The following is a 16,438-nucleotide window of genomic DNA, read 5'->3' as shown; positions in this document are numbered from 1 at the left end:
GTTTTCAAACCATTTTATTAAGAGCTTGTAACCCCGTACCGACTAAAGCCGGTACGGGGTTTTTACATTGAAAAATTATACAAAATTTCCGAAATAGAGTAGCGACCCCCATAACGCGTATATAACACAAATCACTCCGGGTATAAGAACAGATCTCTTACGAAAGACAAGTTCCTTGATAATAGATGTATTCCAAAACAGATGTAAAATTGCTGCTCCGATTCCTGTAAAGAGAAAATTCCAGCCAAGCATAGAAACGATATGAGTCGAAGTTAGCAACATCAGATATTGCCTTAAAACCAAATGTATACCGGAAAAAAATAAGCCAAATAAAACAGTAAGAATCGTCATCTTTCTGTTTTTTAATTCATTGAAATTTATGGCCAATAAGATTGCGCCCGGTAATACCCCAAAACATATACTGAATGCCCAAAGCGCAGATTGAGAATATAAGACAGGTACATTCGGATCTCCGAGTACGCTTTTATCCCAATATAATTCCTTCTGTTCTGATTGTTCTCTTTCTTGTAGCTGTTTTGTAATTCCCTGCTTTTCCTCTTCCGAAAATTCTCTTCCTCTGCTTTGCAATATTTCAAAAGCATATTTTATTGCCTGAGCCACATAACGGCTACCCGGACGGATATATTCTTCAAGTTCAGCGTTTGATTTCTGTTCTAAAATCTTCTTGTTGACACCTCGCATCTCTACCTGTTGGTCTGGTTAATAACTATTGATCGGTTTGCCGCAAATATAAGATTTAAGAAAATAATTATCAATCCTTTTAATTCAAGTAATTTTATACTAATACAATGTCGCCAACTGCTTAACAAAACCCTGCCAATCAGAGCCAAACATAGTCGATATTAGTTTTCCTTCAGGCGTAACAATAAACTTGCTGGGATAACCCGGTACTTTGTAACTATATTGCACTTTGTCATCAGACATCAATACCGGAATTGTAAACTTGTTTTTAGCTAAAAAGGCCTCTACCTTTTCCTTCGTATCATTACAGGCTATGGTGATAAAATCTATTTTGCTTTTATCATCTTCCTTTAGCTTCTCATGATAGGTATTGAGTCTTGGCATTTCAGCCACACAGGGACCACACCAGGTTCCCCAGAAATCTATTACCGTCCATTTACCCTTAAACTGAGCAATATTTACATTCTTTTCTTCCAGATTCGTTAACTCAAATGCAGGTGCATCTGCGAGCTGGGGAATAATCTTATCTTTAAAATACTGACCAAAGGAAACGGAATCAAATTGCTTTTCATAAAAATTCTTTAATCCACTAAAATTACCGGAATGATTTATCAGAAATTCCTTTACATAGTTTTGTAAAGCCAGATCTTTTTGCCCGTTCTGAGCCAGCATGTCGAGGTATTTTTCATTGTAATTTTCTTTGGCTACACCAAATGATCTTTCATAACTATTGACACGTCGATCCTCATTTTTATTCTCGTGGGAATAAAATACGGCTTTTTCCGTATAGGCAAGAGCCTGAGCCGGATCTGCTTCCGATGCATGCAGATAGTAGCAGTAGGCGAGGTGTGCCTTTTTAACAATTCGATAGCCATTTTGCTCATCCTCAGCCAAAGGAGTCAGTTTATTTATAATCTGATCCAGAAATGCTGTTGCAGTACTTTTATCTTTTTCACCCAATAGCTTGCAGATAAATAAAGCATATCTGCTCGCATTTCCATCATTCCAATAGGAGGGGTCAAGTGCTAAAAGTGCTTTTCCATAGTAAAGCAGACTGTCTGCATTATTTTTATTTAAATATGCTTTATGCCATAGTATCATAGGAGTGGCTGCTGTTTTCTCCCTTTCACTGAAAGAAACCAAGAGTTTGGATAGCTTATTAATAGCTTCACTTTCTCCGGCGGCCACATGTTGATACAAATCATTCTGAGCCCATGAATAAAGCTGTTCATCATCCAGTAGAGGTATAATCTCGATAAAATCGGCATCATTTAAATCTTCAGATACAATTTTATTAGAAAGGTGATAGGTGCTTTTTAAGAGAAGTGGTCTTATTTTCCTGAGTTCCTGTTTATAGGTTTCATAATTACCCTGACGTTGTATCAGACCAAGTTTAATACTATTGAAATCCGGGCGTTCACCATAGAGCGGATCGTATTTGCTGATGTAATTCTTTAGTTTTATACTGTCAATTTCGTTGTTAGTCATTACTGCCTGACTCCATCCACTTCCCTCAATAATCATGACCAGATAGTTTTTTTCAGCTTCAGATTTTACCTGAGGTAATGAAGACTGTTGGACGGCAAAGTAAAATTCACTTTTTACACCCTTATTGTTTACATCCTGATCTACTTTTGTAGTAAGGCTGGCCTCAGTTATCTGGAATGTACGGATGTCAAATATTGTTTTCTCCTGAGTTTTTTCCTCGGTATTATTTTCGTCCCGGATAAAGAAAGCCTGGTTTCTATCTTTTTTCTGTATCTGACCGCTTAGTTTACTCTTCTCTTTTGAAAAAAATAAATATTGAGCCATCGTCTGAGTCTTACTTATCGTATTGGCTAAAATATTGCTCTGATATTCTGGCGTAATCTGCCAGTCAGTTAATTGCCGGAGTAATTCTGAACGAAGTTTTAGAGAGTCAATTTTTACTTTTCCGTTTGTCACCTCAAACTGGACGGGTCTTCCATATAAGAGTACATAAGGAATCGTAGCTGTAGTACTCTGAATGTTCCTGTTTTTGAGGGAATGAGCAGTCGATAATGTCATGTTGAATCTATTGTCTGCTGTCGAAGCGTAGATATCATTGACCTGCATTTGCATCAGGAAAGTAGAATCTGATATTTTTCGGATTTGTTTTAATGTAACAGTGTACTCCTCATCACTTACCTGCTGACCAATGCTGTATTTGTTGCTTACTTTAAGATGCTGCTCTTTTTGTTTCTGTGCGAAACTTAGTGTCGCTGTAAAAAGAAGAAAACAGGTTAAGATTATATTTCTCATAGTCCAAGGTTTTTATTGTTTTCATAAAAGTATGTTTTATTTTTCTTGTAGTAGTCTGATTAGTTAACAATTAACAACAATTAACAAAGAATGCAAACGGAAGACTTAATAATCCCTGATATCAGCTATATCCATACTATTTTTAATTAGGTAATTTTGAAAGTATTCATTATTTCAGTGAATCCAAAAATTGAATATCTATGAAACATCTGCTTTTACTTTTTTTTATTAGTTTATATTACCCGCTGAGTGCCCAGAACTCCTCTGAACTTATTTCTGAAGCTACAGAACTTAAGAGTATGAAATCATATTTAGCAAAAATCACACTTAAGGAATGGCCTTATATGATCCCATTTCAACAGGATAAAAAATGGGGATATCTGGATCAGAGAACAATGAAAATAACTGTTCCGGCTTTGGCAAATACCTTATATCTGTTTAAACCGGAGGGATATATAGGTACATTCAATGACTACAAGAATGATATATTTTATACCCTGACTTTAGATGAGGAAGGAAAGTTGCGAACACATTCTGAACAGGTGGCTGAACTGGTCATGCCACCTCAGCAATACGGACGATCTCCAAATCCGAATATTAAGCCAATACCTTCTGAAAATGGATATACCGGATTTGAATATAAAATAATAGCCGGCGACATTATAGAAATTACAGCGTATTCAGATCTGTATGCATCGTACAATGTAAAGGAACCTAAGCTGATACCGTTGTGGATTGATGGAAAGGTATACGCTATAGCAGGTAAAACCACATCCGATCCGCATGTAACGTATTTTGGCATTATTACCAGTGACGGCAAGCCTTTACCAGGTTTTAATTTTGAGCATCAAAAAGTTATTCCTATCGGAGGATTAAAGGATACGACATCAAGTTGGTTTCTTACACAGCCAATAGGGGGCAGGGATACCAAATACAGCTACATGAATCATAAAGGAGAGTACAAACTTAAAGACAGCCTTTCTTCCCGAATGTATAACTGGGTTTATCAAAGTAGTCAGGAACATTATCCCTATTACATGCCTGTCAAGACAACTGTAGGATATGTGCTGACAGAACAGCGTATTATAGATACGTATGAATTGAAATGCATTAATACACTTCCGCAGGGATATAAGTTGGAATATCTGGACTACATGAATACTAAGGCATATAGTAAGGAAAGTCCGGATATTACGCGTCAGACAACAAAAGTATTTGTCGTAGTCAGTCTGGACGATAAGTCCTGTTATATGGATCTGGAAGGGAAGATTTATGAACCTCAGTAACAGGACTGAGGTTTTTTTCAGATAAATCGGATTCTCTCTTTCACATTAAGTTGCATCAGTTAGTGTCCTCGCCAGCTGTATACCATTATTCAGATGAATCAATATCTCCCTTTCACAGAAAGATATGTCATTTTGCCTCCTAGCGAGCTGAGTATCATCATTCAGATAGATTTGGATCTCTCTTTCAAAGGAAAATGCGTCAGTTGGCGTCCTTGCCAGCTGTATAATTATTCAGATTGATCGGGGATAATAGACTAAATAGCAAAAGCCCGGGGTTTTTATGTCCCGGGCTTTCTATTTTAAAATTATTCGTTATGTCTTAATACCTTTAGTCTAAAACTAACCAATAATCTTATTTTAATAAATATATAACGTTTTGTAAGGCAATTTGTTTTATGAATTTTTTAAAATGAATGTAAGTGTCTGATTTTTAGATTTTTAATTTTTTATTAAAACTTCGCTTCCTTCCTCTACACGCTCATCTTTGGTGTTGATAAGGAACAGATCTTCCATATCAGCATCCATCGCCACATAGGCCACGCCATTAGAAAAACCTGTTGCATAAGCATATTTGAAAGGTATCATCACTTTACCGTTCTGATCCAGAAAACCATATTTATCACCTTTTTGTGCTAAAAATATATTCGGATCTTCCGTAGTAGCAATGAATTGAATGTTTCCACCCAGTCTTTTCTGATCTTTTATAGTGTAAAGATTATATAGTTCACCTTCTATGGCAATGAAATGCGTTGCATTCCGGTCAGCTATATAGCCATAATTTGCAGGAATGATTTGTTTATCCTGCTCGTCAATAAGGCCACTTTTGCCATCGATCTGAAAGATTGCAGTACCATGTTCAAAGAAGGAAAGCATGTCATATTTGGCATTAATTATAACTTTACCATATTTGTCCATCAGGCCGAATTTATCATTTTTACTGAAAAAGATTAATATAGCCCAAAGTGGCTAATAAAGAGTAGTTTACAAGAGTGGGAAATCCAATCGGTAACGATTTAGTAATGGTGCTTACTGCACTCGCTTTCATCTGATTACCTTGTAAATCAATACTGCAAATATAAAAAAATAAAGGGTAAAGTACATAGGTGCTTTACCCTTTTTTTCTTTCCTCTCATACAAAAATTATGAAAAAAAATTCCCCCACTGTGGGGAACCTGTGATATTTATTCCAGTATATTTTCCAAATTTTGGTTCATCATCAATAGATGTAATTCCGAAACAGATAGTGATAACTTTTAAAAGACTAAGCTATGGAAATCCTGTTGAGTAAAATATTATCGCAAATAAGGTATCAAGAAGATAAACTCGCTTCCGATTTGATGCCAACGGCGGAAAAGGCGTATCAAATGACCTTATTCCTGAATGAAATGCTTCTTAAAGTAAAAGCCAAGATTGTGCAAAGTGGGTTTAAGAACGAACAGCAGGAAATTAACTTTTTTAAGAACATCAAACCCCAAATCTTAGGAAAGCTCATCTACTACAATAAAGTATTTCGATTTGAAACGACCTGTCCGGTCAGCACAGGGAAAATACATCAGAGTTATTACGAGAATGAATTAAAATCTCTCAAATCAGAATATAAGGAGAGTATTTGCAATACCTATTTTTACAGGTACTACCGTGCAGGAAGAACAGACCGTGACCACAGCTATTTTATGCTCGGAAAAATTAATTACCACGATGGTTTAAATAGCGGAGTTTTTGAAATAGACCTTAGCTTTTCCACTTATTACGATAACAAAATAGCCCATATTATTGCCAATGAACTACTCTATACTTATTTGCTAAACAAAATCAATCCCGAAGAAAATCCTGACTTCGTTTTACTAAATGACGATGTGAATAAGGATATTTCGTGGACTAATTCGCAAAACGCACTTATCGAACTGATATATGCCCTGTATGCTTCCAGTTCTATCTCACACGGAAGTATCGGTATCAGAAAACTGGCTTTGATTTTTCAAATCCTGTTCCGAACTCCTGTAAATGATATACATCACGCTTTCCACAGAATGAAAACCCGTGCAGGTTCCCGAACGGCATTTTTAGACCAGCTTAAAGTTTCATTGGAAGAATATATGGATAAAGACCTTTGACTATTAAAAGGCATTGGTTCAAAGCAGTACATTTATGTGTACTGCTTTTTTTTACCCATATCTGCCAATTGGCAAATGAAGGCAAAATAACGTAGTTAATAATTCAAAAGCCCTCGAAACCCTTATTAAACAAGGGTTTTTCCCGATTGCAAAAATTTTCAAAAAACCGTCAAACCAATTGGCAGACATTGGCAGACAAACTTTGCCACCCTTAGCAATTTTGCATTGTGAACATTAATAGCAATGCAATGAAAATAATCACTATCGAAGAAGAAGCGTGGCAACAGCTCAACAGCCGTATCAATGCGATTGCCGATTATCTCAAAAGGTTAAATGATACAAGCTACGATGACTTGTGGCTGAACAACCACGAGGTATGCCAATACCTGCACATCAGCGAAAAGACTTTGTGGCGTATGCGTACCAAAGGCGAAATAGCTTATTCAAAACTTTACGGGCAATACTTCTATACGATTGGAGCAATCAAGGATATGCTCAATGCCAATGCTATACAAAGCAATGATGAATTTGTACAGGAGCTTATGGCAAAAGGCAAAAGCTATATCAAGAAAGGTAGAAAGCTGAAATCAGGTAAATCTTAAAACGTGCGGTTATGAACATTGACAGAATGGAATTTTTGGCGTGGATGGAACGCCTAATGGAACGCCTCGATATGCTGGGCGACAATATAGACAGCTTACAAAAGAAACGCAACAGCATTGACGGAGAGGAATTGCTCGACAATCAGGATTTACTGCAAATGCTGAAAATCAGCAACCGTTCCCTGCAACGGTATCGCTCCATCGGCAAGTTGCCCTATTACACCATAAGTGGCAAACTGTATTACAAACTGTCTGACGTGCATCAGTTCATCAGGGAAAGTTTTAATCCGCCTTTACCCAAACTGAACGCCAATGGATGACAAACACTGCCTTTGACTGCCATATCAGGCAAGTGAGCAAACGCTTCATATACATTCGGCATTTGAACTTTAAAATATTCAGATTATGAGCGAAGAAACAGAAAACAAACAGCAAACTCCCGAACAGTTATCGGATATATTACTGGTATTGGATAAGCAAAAGAATAAAATACAGGCGGTTACCGGCATAGACGAAAACGGCAAATTGAAGACTACTGACCCCACAAAGGAAAACCAAAGCCAGTTTATGCGTGTGGATAAGCACGGCGATTTGTTCTCCAACTTCTTCTCTAACTTTTGGAGGCAGTTAAAAAATCCGACCAATTTTTCATTCTTCAAAGTATCGGCTGATGAAGCCGTAGATAAGGCTAAGGAAATGCAAAAGCAGGTAGATAATCCTACACCCGAAGGCGAAAAGGAAATGAAAAAGAACGAGGTAAAAGCCGAACCCGAAAATGAACAAAAACAAGAAAATAAAAATGATATGGCAACAACACAGACAACACCGGATACCAGCGAATACCGCTACAAGCCGGAACAGATTGATTGGGAAACAATGAACAATCTCGGAATAGGCAAAGAACGCCTTGAAAAAATGAACCTTTTAGACCCGTTGCTAAGAGGTTACAAGACCAATGACCTTGTACCTGTAAGCGTAAACCTCGGCGGGGCTATTGTTCGCACAGATGCCCGTTTGTCTTTACAGACTGCACCGGACGGAACCGTAGTGGCAGCGATACACGGTATCAGGAAAGAGCCTAACCTGAACTTTGAGTTTTTCGGACACAAGTTTACCGATGAGGATAAGAAAAACCTGCTCGAAACGGGGAATATGGGTCGTGTGGTTGACTTGACCAATTCCAAGACAGGCGAATTGATGCCGTCAATTATCAGCGTGGACAGGCTAACCAATGAGCTGATTGCCCTGAAGACCGAATTTGTCAAAATTCCCGATGAGATTAAGGGTGTAAAATTGAACGATGAGCAAAAACAAACCTTGATGGAAGGCAAATCGCTTTATTTGGAAGGAATGATTTCTAAAAAGGGCGATGAGTTTAGTGCCAATGTACAGTTTAATGCGGATAAAAGATATGTTGAGTTTCTGTTTGATAGAAGTAACAATAATCAGCAAACACAAGAAAACCGGCAGAACAATCAGCAAAGCCAACCGCAGGAAGCTCCGAGAACTTTTAGAGGTAAGGAACTTGATGATGAACAATACAATAAGTTCAAAGCTGGACAAACTGTTTATATAGATGGTCTGATAGATAAAAAAGGACAAAAATATCAGGGCTACATCACGCTCAACAAAGAAACTGGCAAAACAGATTTCTCGTTCCAAAATCCCGACAAGCTCAAAGCCCAAGCGAAACCAACCGAAGCCCACAAAACGCAGACTGCGGTTAATTCCGAGGGAAAAACCAACGAAGCAACCAAGAATATCAAAGAGCCTTTGAAATCGGGGCAGCAAACACCCAAAAATGAAAAACAGCAGGAACAACAGAACAAACCCAAAGCACCTGCAAAATCCAAAGGCGTAAAAAGATAGTGAATAATGAAAACAATTATTGCAGAAAAACCAAGCGTAGCAAGGGAAATAGCCGGACTTGTGGGAGCATCCGATAAAAAGGACGGCTACCTTACGGGTAACGGCTATTTTGTTACGTGGGCATTCGGACATCTGATAGGATTGGGAATGCCCGAAGATTACGGCATTTCGGGGTTTGACAAAGCATCCTTGCCGATACTTCCAAACCCTTTTATGCTGACCGTTCGCAAAGTCAAAAAAGACAAAGGCTATCAAGCCGATGCTGGTGCATTGAAACAGCTAAAAGTGATTGAAAAACTGTTTAACCAAAGTGAAAGCCTCATCGTGGCAACCGATGCAGGTCGTGAGGGCGAACTCATCTTTCGGTACATTTATGAGTATCTGAAATGCTGTAAGCCCTTTAAACGGCTTTGGATAAGCTCGCTGACCGAAAAAGCCATTAAACAGGGCTTTGACAACCTAAAAGACGGAAAGGAATTTGACGGATTATATCAGGCGGCACAAGGCAGAAGCCGTGCCGATTGGCTCGTAGGCATCAATGCTACACAGGCATTGAGCATTGCCGCAGGCAACGGTATTTATTCGCTCGGAAGAGTGCAAACGCCTACACTGGCTTTGATTTGCAAACGGTATATAGATAACAAGAATTTCGCCGTACAGAAATATTGGCAGATACAATTATCCCACTCCAAAGAGCAAATTGATTTTAAAAGTATTTCTGCTACCAAATGGCAGGATAAAAAGCTGGCAGATGATACATTAAAATCTATTGAAAGGAATGGTAATACTGTAACAGTTACTTCCGTAGAAAATAAGAATATAACGGAGCAGCCGCCTTTGCTTTTTGACCTCACAGGCTTGCAAAAGGAAGCCAACAAAAAGCTGAACCTCTCTGCTGAAAAAACTTTGAATATTGCTCAAAGCCTGTACGAAAAGAAATTCATTACCTATCCACGTACCGGGAGCAAATACATCCCCGAAGATATGTGGGCTGAAATTCCCAACCTCGTGAGGGCATTGCAGAACAGGGAAACCTGCAAAGCTGCTTTATCCAAAATTAAATGGGGGCGTTTCAATAAGCGTATTGTAAATGATTTGCGTGTTACCGACCACCACGGATTGTTGATTACAGATAAAGTCCCGTCCGTTTTGAGTGCAGACGAAAATGCGGTGTATGATATGATTGCCTTTCGCCTGCTCGAAGCCATTTCGCAAGCCTGCATCAAAGAAATAACCGATGTTTCCTTACAGGCAATGCACTATGATTTCACCGTAAAAGGCTGTAAAATTTTGGAAGCAGGCTGGCGTATGATTAAGGGTAATTTTTCGGAAGATGATGCAGAACCTATACAGGATTTGCCCGAATTGAAAAAAGGCGATGAACTTAAAATAAAAGAAGCTGCCATTCTCGAAAAGAAAACCAAACCTCCTGTGCTTTATACCGAAGCTGGGCTTTTGTCGGCTATGGAAACCGCAGGTAAGGAAATCGAAAACGAAGAAGAACGGAAAGCCCTGCAAAACATCGGTATCGGTACTCCGGCTACAAGAGCCGCCATTATCGAAACACTGTTTACCCGTAACTATATCCAACGAGAAAAAAAATCTTTAATACCAACCGAAAAAGGATTGCAGGTTTACGAATTGGTTAAAGACCGAAAAATTGCGGACGTGGCTATGACCGCAGAATGGGAACTCGCTTTGCAGAAAATTGAGAACAACGAAGCGAATGCCGGAAGTTTTCAAAAGGAAACGGAAACCTTTGCAAAGTCCATTACCGATGAATTGCTGCAAACCTCCATTGCTCAAAACAGCCTCCCTAAATTGGTTTGTCCGAAATGTAAAAGCCAACAGCTTATTATCCGTGATAAGATTGTTAAATGCTCCGATGAAGTTTGCGGCTGGATACAGTTTCGCAATGTGTGCGAAGTGCAAATCAGTATTTCCGATATTGAAAACCTTGTGAATAAAGGGAAAACCAATCTTATCAAAGGAATGAAAAGCAAGGCAGGAAAGAAATTCGATGCTTATATCGTATTGGATGCCGATTGCAAAACCTCTTTTGAGTTTGATAATAAAAAGCCAAAAAGATAATGACCGATATTACCATATCCCAAAAGGAAATAGCACCGCTTATCCATACCATTAGGGATAAGCAAGTTATTCTTGATGCTGATTTAGCAATGCTCTATCAGGTAGAAACAAAAGCCCTAAACAGGGTTGTAAAGAGAAACCAAAACCGCTTTCCCGAAACTTTTTGCTTTCAGCTTAGCGAACAGGAAGTAAAATCTTTGAAGTACCAATTTGGCACTTCAAACGTTGGACGGGGCGGGAGGCGTACGCTACCCTTTGCATTTTGTGAGCAAGGAGTGGCAATGATGTCCGCATTGTTGCGAAGTGATATAGCGGTAAAGGTCAGCATTGAGATTATGAATGCCTTTGTAGAAATGCGGAAAATGCTTATCAGCAATGCTTCGCTGTTTCATCGTTTGAATAATATAGAACTGAAACAACTACAAGCCGACCAAAAATTTGAGGAAATCTTTAAGGCATTGGAAAGCGACAAGCTCCACAGCGAAAATGGCATCTTCTACAACGGTCAGGTTTTCGATGCTTACGCCTTTGTGTCGGATATTGTACGAAGTGCCAAAAGCTCCATTATCCTGCTGGATAACTACGTGGACGATACAGTGCTGACTTTGCTGGGCAAGCGCAAGGAAAATGTAACCGCTACAATCTATACCAAAACTATCAGCAATCAGCTACGGCTGGATGTACAACGGTACAACAGCCAGTATGCTCCGATTGAAATTGAGGTTTTCTCCGATGCTCACGACCGCTTTTTGATTATTGATAATGCAGAACTATACCACATCGGGGCATCTCTCAAAGACCTGGGCAAAAAATGGTTTGCCTTTTCGAGAATGGATATTGAGGTCGGCAGGATGCTCCAAATTCTAAACAATCCATAAAATGAACCTCTGAATTTTCAGAGGTTTTTTATTGCTCATTGCGACAAATCCTGCCACACAAAGCCAAACCCTGCCACTTCTTCAAAGGCACTTATCTACCGCTATAATTTTAGGCTTCAAGCAAAATTCTAAACAAAATTATAGTATGAGTACACAGCAAAAAGACTTGTCGTATTACAGATTACGACTACAAGAACATCTTAATTCAGGCTTTCCTGAAAAAGCCAGCGACCACAAATTTATCGACCAGCGTTCTTCGTGGGCTGCCAATGCTTACGAGGGTGCTTTCAGTTCGGGAAACGCTATTGAGCAGTGCAACGAAATAGCCAATTACATTCTCTTTGAACAAATACGGAAGTGTGGATTTGGACTATATGTCCGAAGTGAGCAATATGACTGCCGATGTGCTGAAAGAAGCCTTACACGGCAGGATTTTCTATAACCCTTTGCAACAGGAATATGAAATCGCCGAACGCTGGATTGCAGGTAACGTGGTAGAAAAAGCGGCGGATGTAAGAAACTACCTCGAAAACAATCCCGATGATGCCCAAGCCAAAGAAAGCCTTACTGCTTTGGAAGAAGCCCGCCCAAGACGAATTGAATTTGAAGAGCTGGACTTTAACCTCGGCGAACGCTGGATACCGACTGGCGTTTATGCCCGTTTTGCTTCGCATCTTTTCGATACGGATGTGCGTGTACATTATTCCGAAAGCTCCGATGACTTTTCTGTAACCTGTGGACAGAAGAATGTGCATATATGGGACAAATATGCTGTTAAGGCAGAGAGCAGAACGTTTGACGGGATTAACCTGCTGAGGCACGCCCTTGTCAATACTACGCCTGATATTACCAAGAAAATCACAATAGATGATAAGGAAGTAAAGGTTAGGGATATGGAAGCCATTCAAATGGCAAACACCAAGATTGACGAAATCCGAACTGCCTTTACAGAGTGGCTCCACGCCCAAAACAATGAGTTTAAAAACAGGCTGACCGACCAATACAATGATACCTTTAACTGTTTCGTCCGACCGAATTATAACGGAACACATCAGGAGTTTCCGGGATTAGACCGCAAGGGGTTAAAAATCCAAGACCTGTATGATAGCCAAAAGGACACCGTTTGGATGATTAAGCTCAACAACGGTGCTATCTGCGACCACGAAGTAGGTGCAGGAAAAACGCTGGTAATGTGTACGGCAGCACAGGAAATGAAGCGGTTGGGGCTGGCTCACAAACCAATGATTATCGGGCTGAAAGCGAACGTACCCGAAATTGCCGAAGCATATAGAACCGCCTATCCGCACGCTAAAATACTCTATCCGGGCATTGACGATTTTACGCCTAAAAAACGCTTGCGGATTTTTGGTGATATTAAAAACAACGATTGGGATTGCGTGATACTCACACACGACCAATTTTCTATGATACCGCAATCGCCCGAAATGCAAAAGGAAATTCTCGAAATAGAACTGGACAGTGTGGAGCGTAACCTCGATGTGCTGCAATCGCAAGGAAATGAAGTTACCAGAGGGATGCTTGCCGGAGCGATAAAGCAAAAAGAAAATCTCGAAGTAAAGCTGAAAACCCTGCAACACGATATTGAAAACCGCAAAGATGATATTGTGGACTTTAAGATGATGGGCATCGACCATTTATTTATCGACGAAAGCCACCAGTTCAAAAACCTGATGTTCAACACCCGTCATACACGGGTTGCCGGACTGGGTAACGTGGACGGCAGCCAAAAGGCACTGAACCTGCTTTTTGCCATCCGTACCATTCAAGAGCGTACCAATGCGGATATGGGTGCAACTTTTCTTTCGGGTACAACTATCAGTAATTCATTAACGGAGCTGTACCTGCTGTTCAAATACCTGCGCCCCCGCGCATTGGAAAAACAGGGTATTCATTCTTTTGATGCGTGGGCAGCTATTTATGCAAGGAAAACGACCGATTATGAATTTTCGGTAGCTAACAGTATTGTAGCAAAAGAGCGTTTCCGCTACTTTATCAAAGTGCCGGAACTGGCGCAGTTCTATTCTGAAATCACGGATTACAGAACGGCTAAGGATATTGGTATAGACCGCCCCAACAAGAACGAGGTATTGTACAATATACCGCCAACTCCCGACCAAGAAACCTTTATACAAAGCCTGATGCAGTTTGCCAAAACGGGCGATGCTACTATGCTCGGAAGAGAACCATTATCGCAAAGGGAAGAAAAAGCAAAGATGCTCATTGCTACGGACTACGCCCGTAAAATGTCCCTCGATATGCGTATGGTAAGCGGTATCTACGACGACCATCCCGACAACAAGGCTTCGCATTGTGCGGCAAATATTGCCAAGTATTACAACCAGTTCAACGCACAGAAAGGAACGCAGTTCGTTTTCTCCGATTTGGGAACCTACAAGCCCGGCGAATGGAACGTGTACTCCGAAATAAAACGCAAACTCGTGGAGGACCACGGCATACCTGCGCACGAAGTAAGGTTTATTCAGGAAGCGAAAAATGATAAGCAACGTAAGGAACTTATCAACGGAATGAACGAGGGCAAAATCCGTGTACTGTTCGGTTCTACAAGTATGCTCGGAACTGGCGTAAACGCACAGAAAAGAGCTGTTGCCGTTCATCATTTAGATACACCGTGGCGACCGTCTGATCTTGCCCAAAGGGACGGGCGGGCAATCAGAAAAGGCAATGAGATTGCCAAATTCTTTGCCGATAATAAAGTTGCTGTGATTATCTATGCAGTTGAAAAATCGTTGGACAGTTACAAATTCAACCTGCTGTATAATAAGCAGCTTTTCATCGACCAGTTAAAGACTAACAACCTGACCAAAAGAACGATTGACGAGGGAAGTATGGACGAAAAATCGGGAATGAACTTTTCGGAATATGTGGCAATCCTGTCAGGAAATACAGACCTGTTGGATAAAGCCAAACTGGAAAAACAGATTGCCGGACTGGAAAGCGAAAAGCAGGCGTTCAACCGCTCTAAATCCAGTGCCAAATTTAAGGTACAGGATTATATGGAAATGTTGCAAAGCACTCAATCCCGTTTGAACCGGATGAGTACCGACTGGGAAAACTTACAGCAACGCCTGCAAAAGCGTTCGGACGGTACAATCGAAAACCCTGTGCTGTTGGATGGTTTGCCGCCCAATGCAAATCCGAAACAAATCGGTGCGAAGCTGAACGAGATTGCGGACAAAGCCCGCACCGCAGGTCAGTATGAAGAGATAGGCAGCTTGTATGGTTTTACGCTGTTGGTCAAAACAGAAATGTCGGAAAAAGAGGGTTCGGATATTCGGGTAAACCGCTTTTTGGTACAGGGCGAGGGAAATATCAAATACACCTACAATAACGGGCTGATGGCAAAGGACCCTGAAACTGCCACAATGAATTTTTTAAGGGCTTTGGAAAAGCTGCCGGGCTTTGTAAAACAGGAACAGGAAAAAATCGCTGAAATACAGAAAGACCTACCTATACTTCAGGAAGTGGTTAACGGTACGTGGTCTAAAGAAAGTCGATTGAGTGAACTTAAAACGGAACTGGCAGCCGTAGAAAGGAAGATACAGCTTTCAATAGAACCTGTTAAGCAAGGGGAAGCAGTCCCGGAGCAGGTAGAAAAGCAGAAAGAAGCTCCAAAGGTTCAGGAAAGTATTATACGGACGAAAGGTGTTCATCTGTCGCGTGGCGTATTGTAATGGTCGTTTACTTTTCGTCCTGTTCGTCCATTTTCTTTATCAGTGCTTCACACAGGCTGTCAAGGAATTTCGTCCGGTTTATCTTACGGGCTTTCAGTTCCATAAATGTGTGGTAAAAATCGCCTAATTCAATATTGAAGGCATCTTCAAAAGTTTTAGCTATCAATTTTATGTCTGCATTCCCATTGTTAAATACACCGTGGGAGTACAGTGCATAAATCAATTCTGTAAGTGCTGTTTTGCTTGCTGTCCATTTCAATGAATTGTCCGAACCCTTTTTCACATTGATGTTATTCAGCCTGTCTTCCAAATAAACTTGTATCAGGTCATTGGCAATTATCTTGGCAACCTTATAATCGTGCGAAGTAGAAAAGCGGTGGTCTGCCTCGAAATAAAAAGTGTCCAACCATAACCTTATATCGTGCTTCCCACGTACAAAAAACTTCTCGTCAACGAAAGAATTGTTACTGCGGTAATACTTGTAAAAATCAAGGTTATTCTCAAAGAACCTTTTTAGCTTTTTTAGTTCTTTGGTAAAATATTTCTTGGTGCGCTTGTTTCCATACGGTCTTCTCGTTTCTATTTTATAGATGGAATTGTAGTAAATGAGCTTTGAAACAATAACAGGTTTCTGATACTTGAAAAAATGGATTTCCTCTTCCATATTTTTAAAGTCGTGCTTCAATACAAATTCCTTTAAATCGGCAAGGCTTTGAATGATAAGCTCTATAACCGCTTCTATTCTTTTTATCGGGCAGTCGGTTTCAATCTCCAGTTCCTGAATTGCAGTTTCTAATTTATGTAATATTTCATTATAGAATTTGTCCATTTAATTTACATTGGATGATGTTCCGGTTATTAAAAAAATGCCTAAATCATAATATTTAGGCATTTTCCTATTTG

Annotated in this window: 13 protein-coding genes; 9 read left to right on the top strand and 4 right to left on the bottom strand. The window is 40.0% G+C overall.

Going from position 1 to position 16,438, the window contains the following annotated elements; translation table 11 throughout:
* Positions 1 to 75 precede the first annotated feature (75 nt).
* Together HMPREF0766_RS09485 and HMPREF0766_RS09480 are read right to left on the bottom strand one after the other, a co-directional pair.
* The gene (locus tag HMPREF0766_RS09485) at positions 76 to 702 is read right to left on the bottom strand and encodes a hypothetical protein (protein ID WP_002996090.1); all 627 of its coding nucleotides are present in this window, start codon (positions 700 to 702) and stop codon (positions 76 to 78) included.
* Between the two features lie 99 nt (positions 703 to 801).
* Positions 802 to 2,982 carry a TlpA family protein disulfide reductase gene (locus tag HMPREF0766_RS09480; protein WP_002996087.1) on the bottom strand — a complete coding sequence of 727 codons (2,181 nt, stop codon included), beginning with the start codon at positions 2,980 to 2,982 and terminating at the stop codon, positions 802 to 804.
* 299 nt (positions 2,983 to 3,281) lie between these two features.
* Here HMPREF0766_RS09480 and HMPREF0766_RS09475 point away from each other — a divergent pair, with 299 nt between their 5' ends.
* Entirely contained in the window at positions 3,282 to 4,268 is a 987-nt protein-coding gene (locus HMPREF0766_RS09475; RefSeq protein WP_236590474.1) for a hypothetical protein, read from the top strand.
* Between the two features lie 438 nt (positions 4,269 to 4,706).
* Here HMPREF0766_RS09475 and HMPREF0766_RS09470 read toward each other — a convergent pair whose 3' ends face one another.
* Positions 4,707 to 5,183 (bottom strand): WG repeat-containing protein, encoded by a 477-nt coding sequence (locus tag HMPREF0766_RS09470; RefSeq protein ID WP_002996081.1) that lies wholly within the window; start codon positions 5,181 to 5,183, stop codon positions 4,707 to 4,709.
* Positions 5,184 to 5,536: 353 nt separating this feature from the next.
* Here HMPREF0766_RS09470 and HMPREF0766_RS09465 point away from each other — a divergent pair, with 353 nt between their 5' ends.
* From HMPREF0766_RS09465 to HMPREF0766_RS09435, 8 genes are all read left to right on the top strand, one after another.
* Entirely contained in the window at positions 5,537 to 6,382 is an 846-nt protein-coding gene (locus tag HMPREF0766_RS09465) for an RteC domain-containing protein (RefSeq protein ID WP_002996078.1), read from the top strand.
* A gap of 248 nt (positions 6,383 to 6,630) precedes the next feature.
* Positions 6,631 to 6,984 (top strand): helix-turn-helix domain-containing protein, encoded by a 354-nt coding sequence (locus HMPREF0766_RS09460; protein ID WP_002996076.1) that lies wholly within the window; start codon positions 6,631 to 6,633, stop codon positions 6,982 to 6,984.
* Positions 6,985 to 6,995: 11 nt separating this feature from the next.
* Positions 6,996 to 7,304: a helix-turn-helix domain-containing protein gene (locus tag HMPREF0766_RS09455; protein WP_002996071.1), complete on the top strand. Its 309-nt coding sequence runs from the start codon at positions 6,996 to 6,998 to the stop codon at positions 7,302 to 7,304.
* Positions 7,305 to 7,389: 85 nt separating this feature from the next.
* On the top strand, positions 7,390 to 8,853 hold the full coding sequence (locus HMPREF0766_RS09450) for a DUF3945 domain-containing protein (protein ID WP_002996066.1): 1,464 nt from the start codon (positions 7,390 to 7,392) through the stop codon (positions 8,851 to 8,853).
* A 6-nt stretch (positions 8,854 to 8,859) separates the two neighbouring features.
* Positions 8,860 to 10,944 carry a type IA DNA topoisomerase gene (locus HMPREF0766_RS09445; RefSeq protein ID WP_002996062.1) on the top strand — a complete coding sequence of 695 codons (2,085 nt, stop codon included), beginning with the start codon at positions 8,860 to 8,862 and terminating at the stop codon, positions 10,942 to 10,944.
* A complete protein-coding gene (locus tag HMPREF0766_RS09440; protein WP_002996058.1) occupies positions 10,944 to 11,822 on the top strand; it encodes an ORF6N domain-containing protein in 879 nt (292 codons plus the stop codon). The genes HMPREF0766_RS09445 and HMPREF0766_RS09440 overlap by 1 nt, the downstream gene beginning before the upstream one ends.
* 145 nt (positions 11,823 to 11,967) lie before the next feature.
* Entirely contained in the window at positions 11,968 to 12,264 is a 297-nt protein-coding gene (locus HMPREF0766_RS22080) for a DUF1896 family protein (protein WP_236590475.1), read from the top strand.
* Positions 12,182 to 15,535, top strand: coding sequence for a helicase-related protein (locus HMPREF0766_RS09435; protein WP_236590476.1), 3,354 nt, complete (start codon positions 12,182 to 12,184; stop codon positions 15,533 to 15,535). The genes HMPREF0766_RS22080 and HMPREF0766_RS09435 overlap by 83 nt, the downstream gene beginning before the upstream one ends.
* A 7-nt stretch (positions 15,536 to 15,542) precedes the next feature.
* Here the strand turns inward: HMPREF0766_RS09435 and HMPREF0766_RS09430 are convergent, their stop codons facing one another.
* The gene (locus HMPREF0766_RS09430) at positions 15,543 to 16,364 is read right to left on the bottom strand and encodes an RteC domain-containing protein (protein ID WP_002978441.1); all 822 of its coding nucleotides are present in this window, start codon (positions 16,362 to 16,364) and stop codon (positions 15,543 to 15,545) included.
* Between the last annotated feature and the right edge of the window lie 74 nt (positions 16,365 to 16,438).

The organism is Sphingobacterium spiritivorum ATCC 33861 (assembly GCF_000143765.1).
Lineage (GTDB): Bacteria > Bacteroidota > Bacteroidia > Sphingobacteriales > Sphingobacteriaceae > Sphingobacterium > Sphingobacterium spiritivorum.
This window is presented reverse-complemented; position numbering and strand designations above follow the sequence as displayed.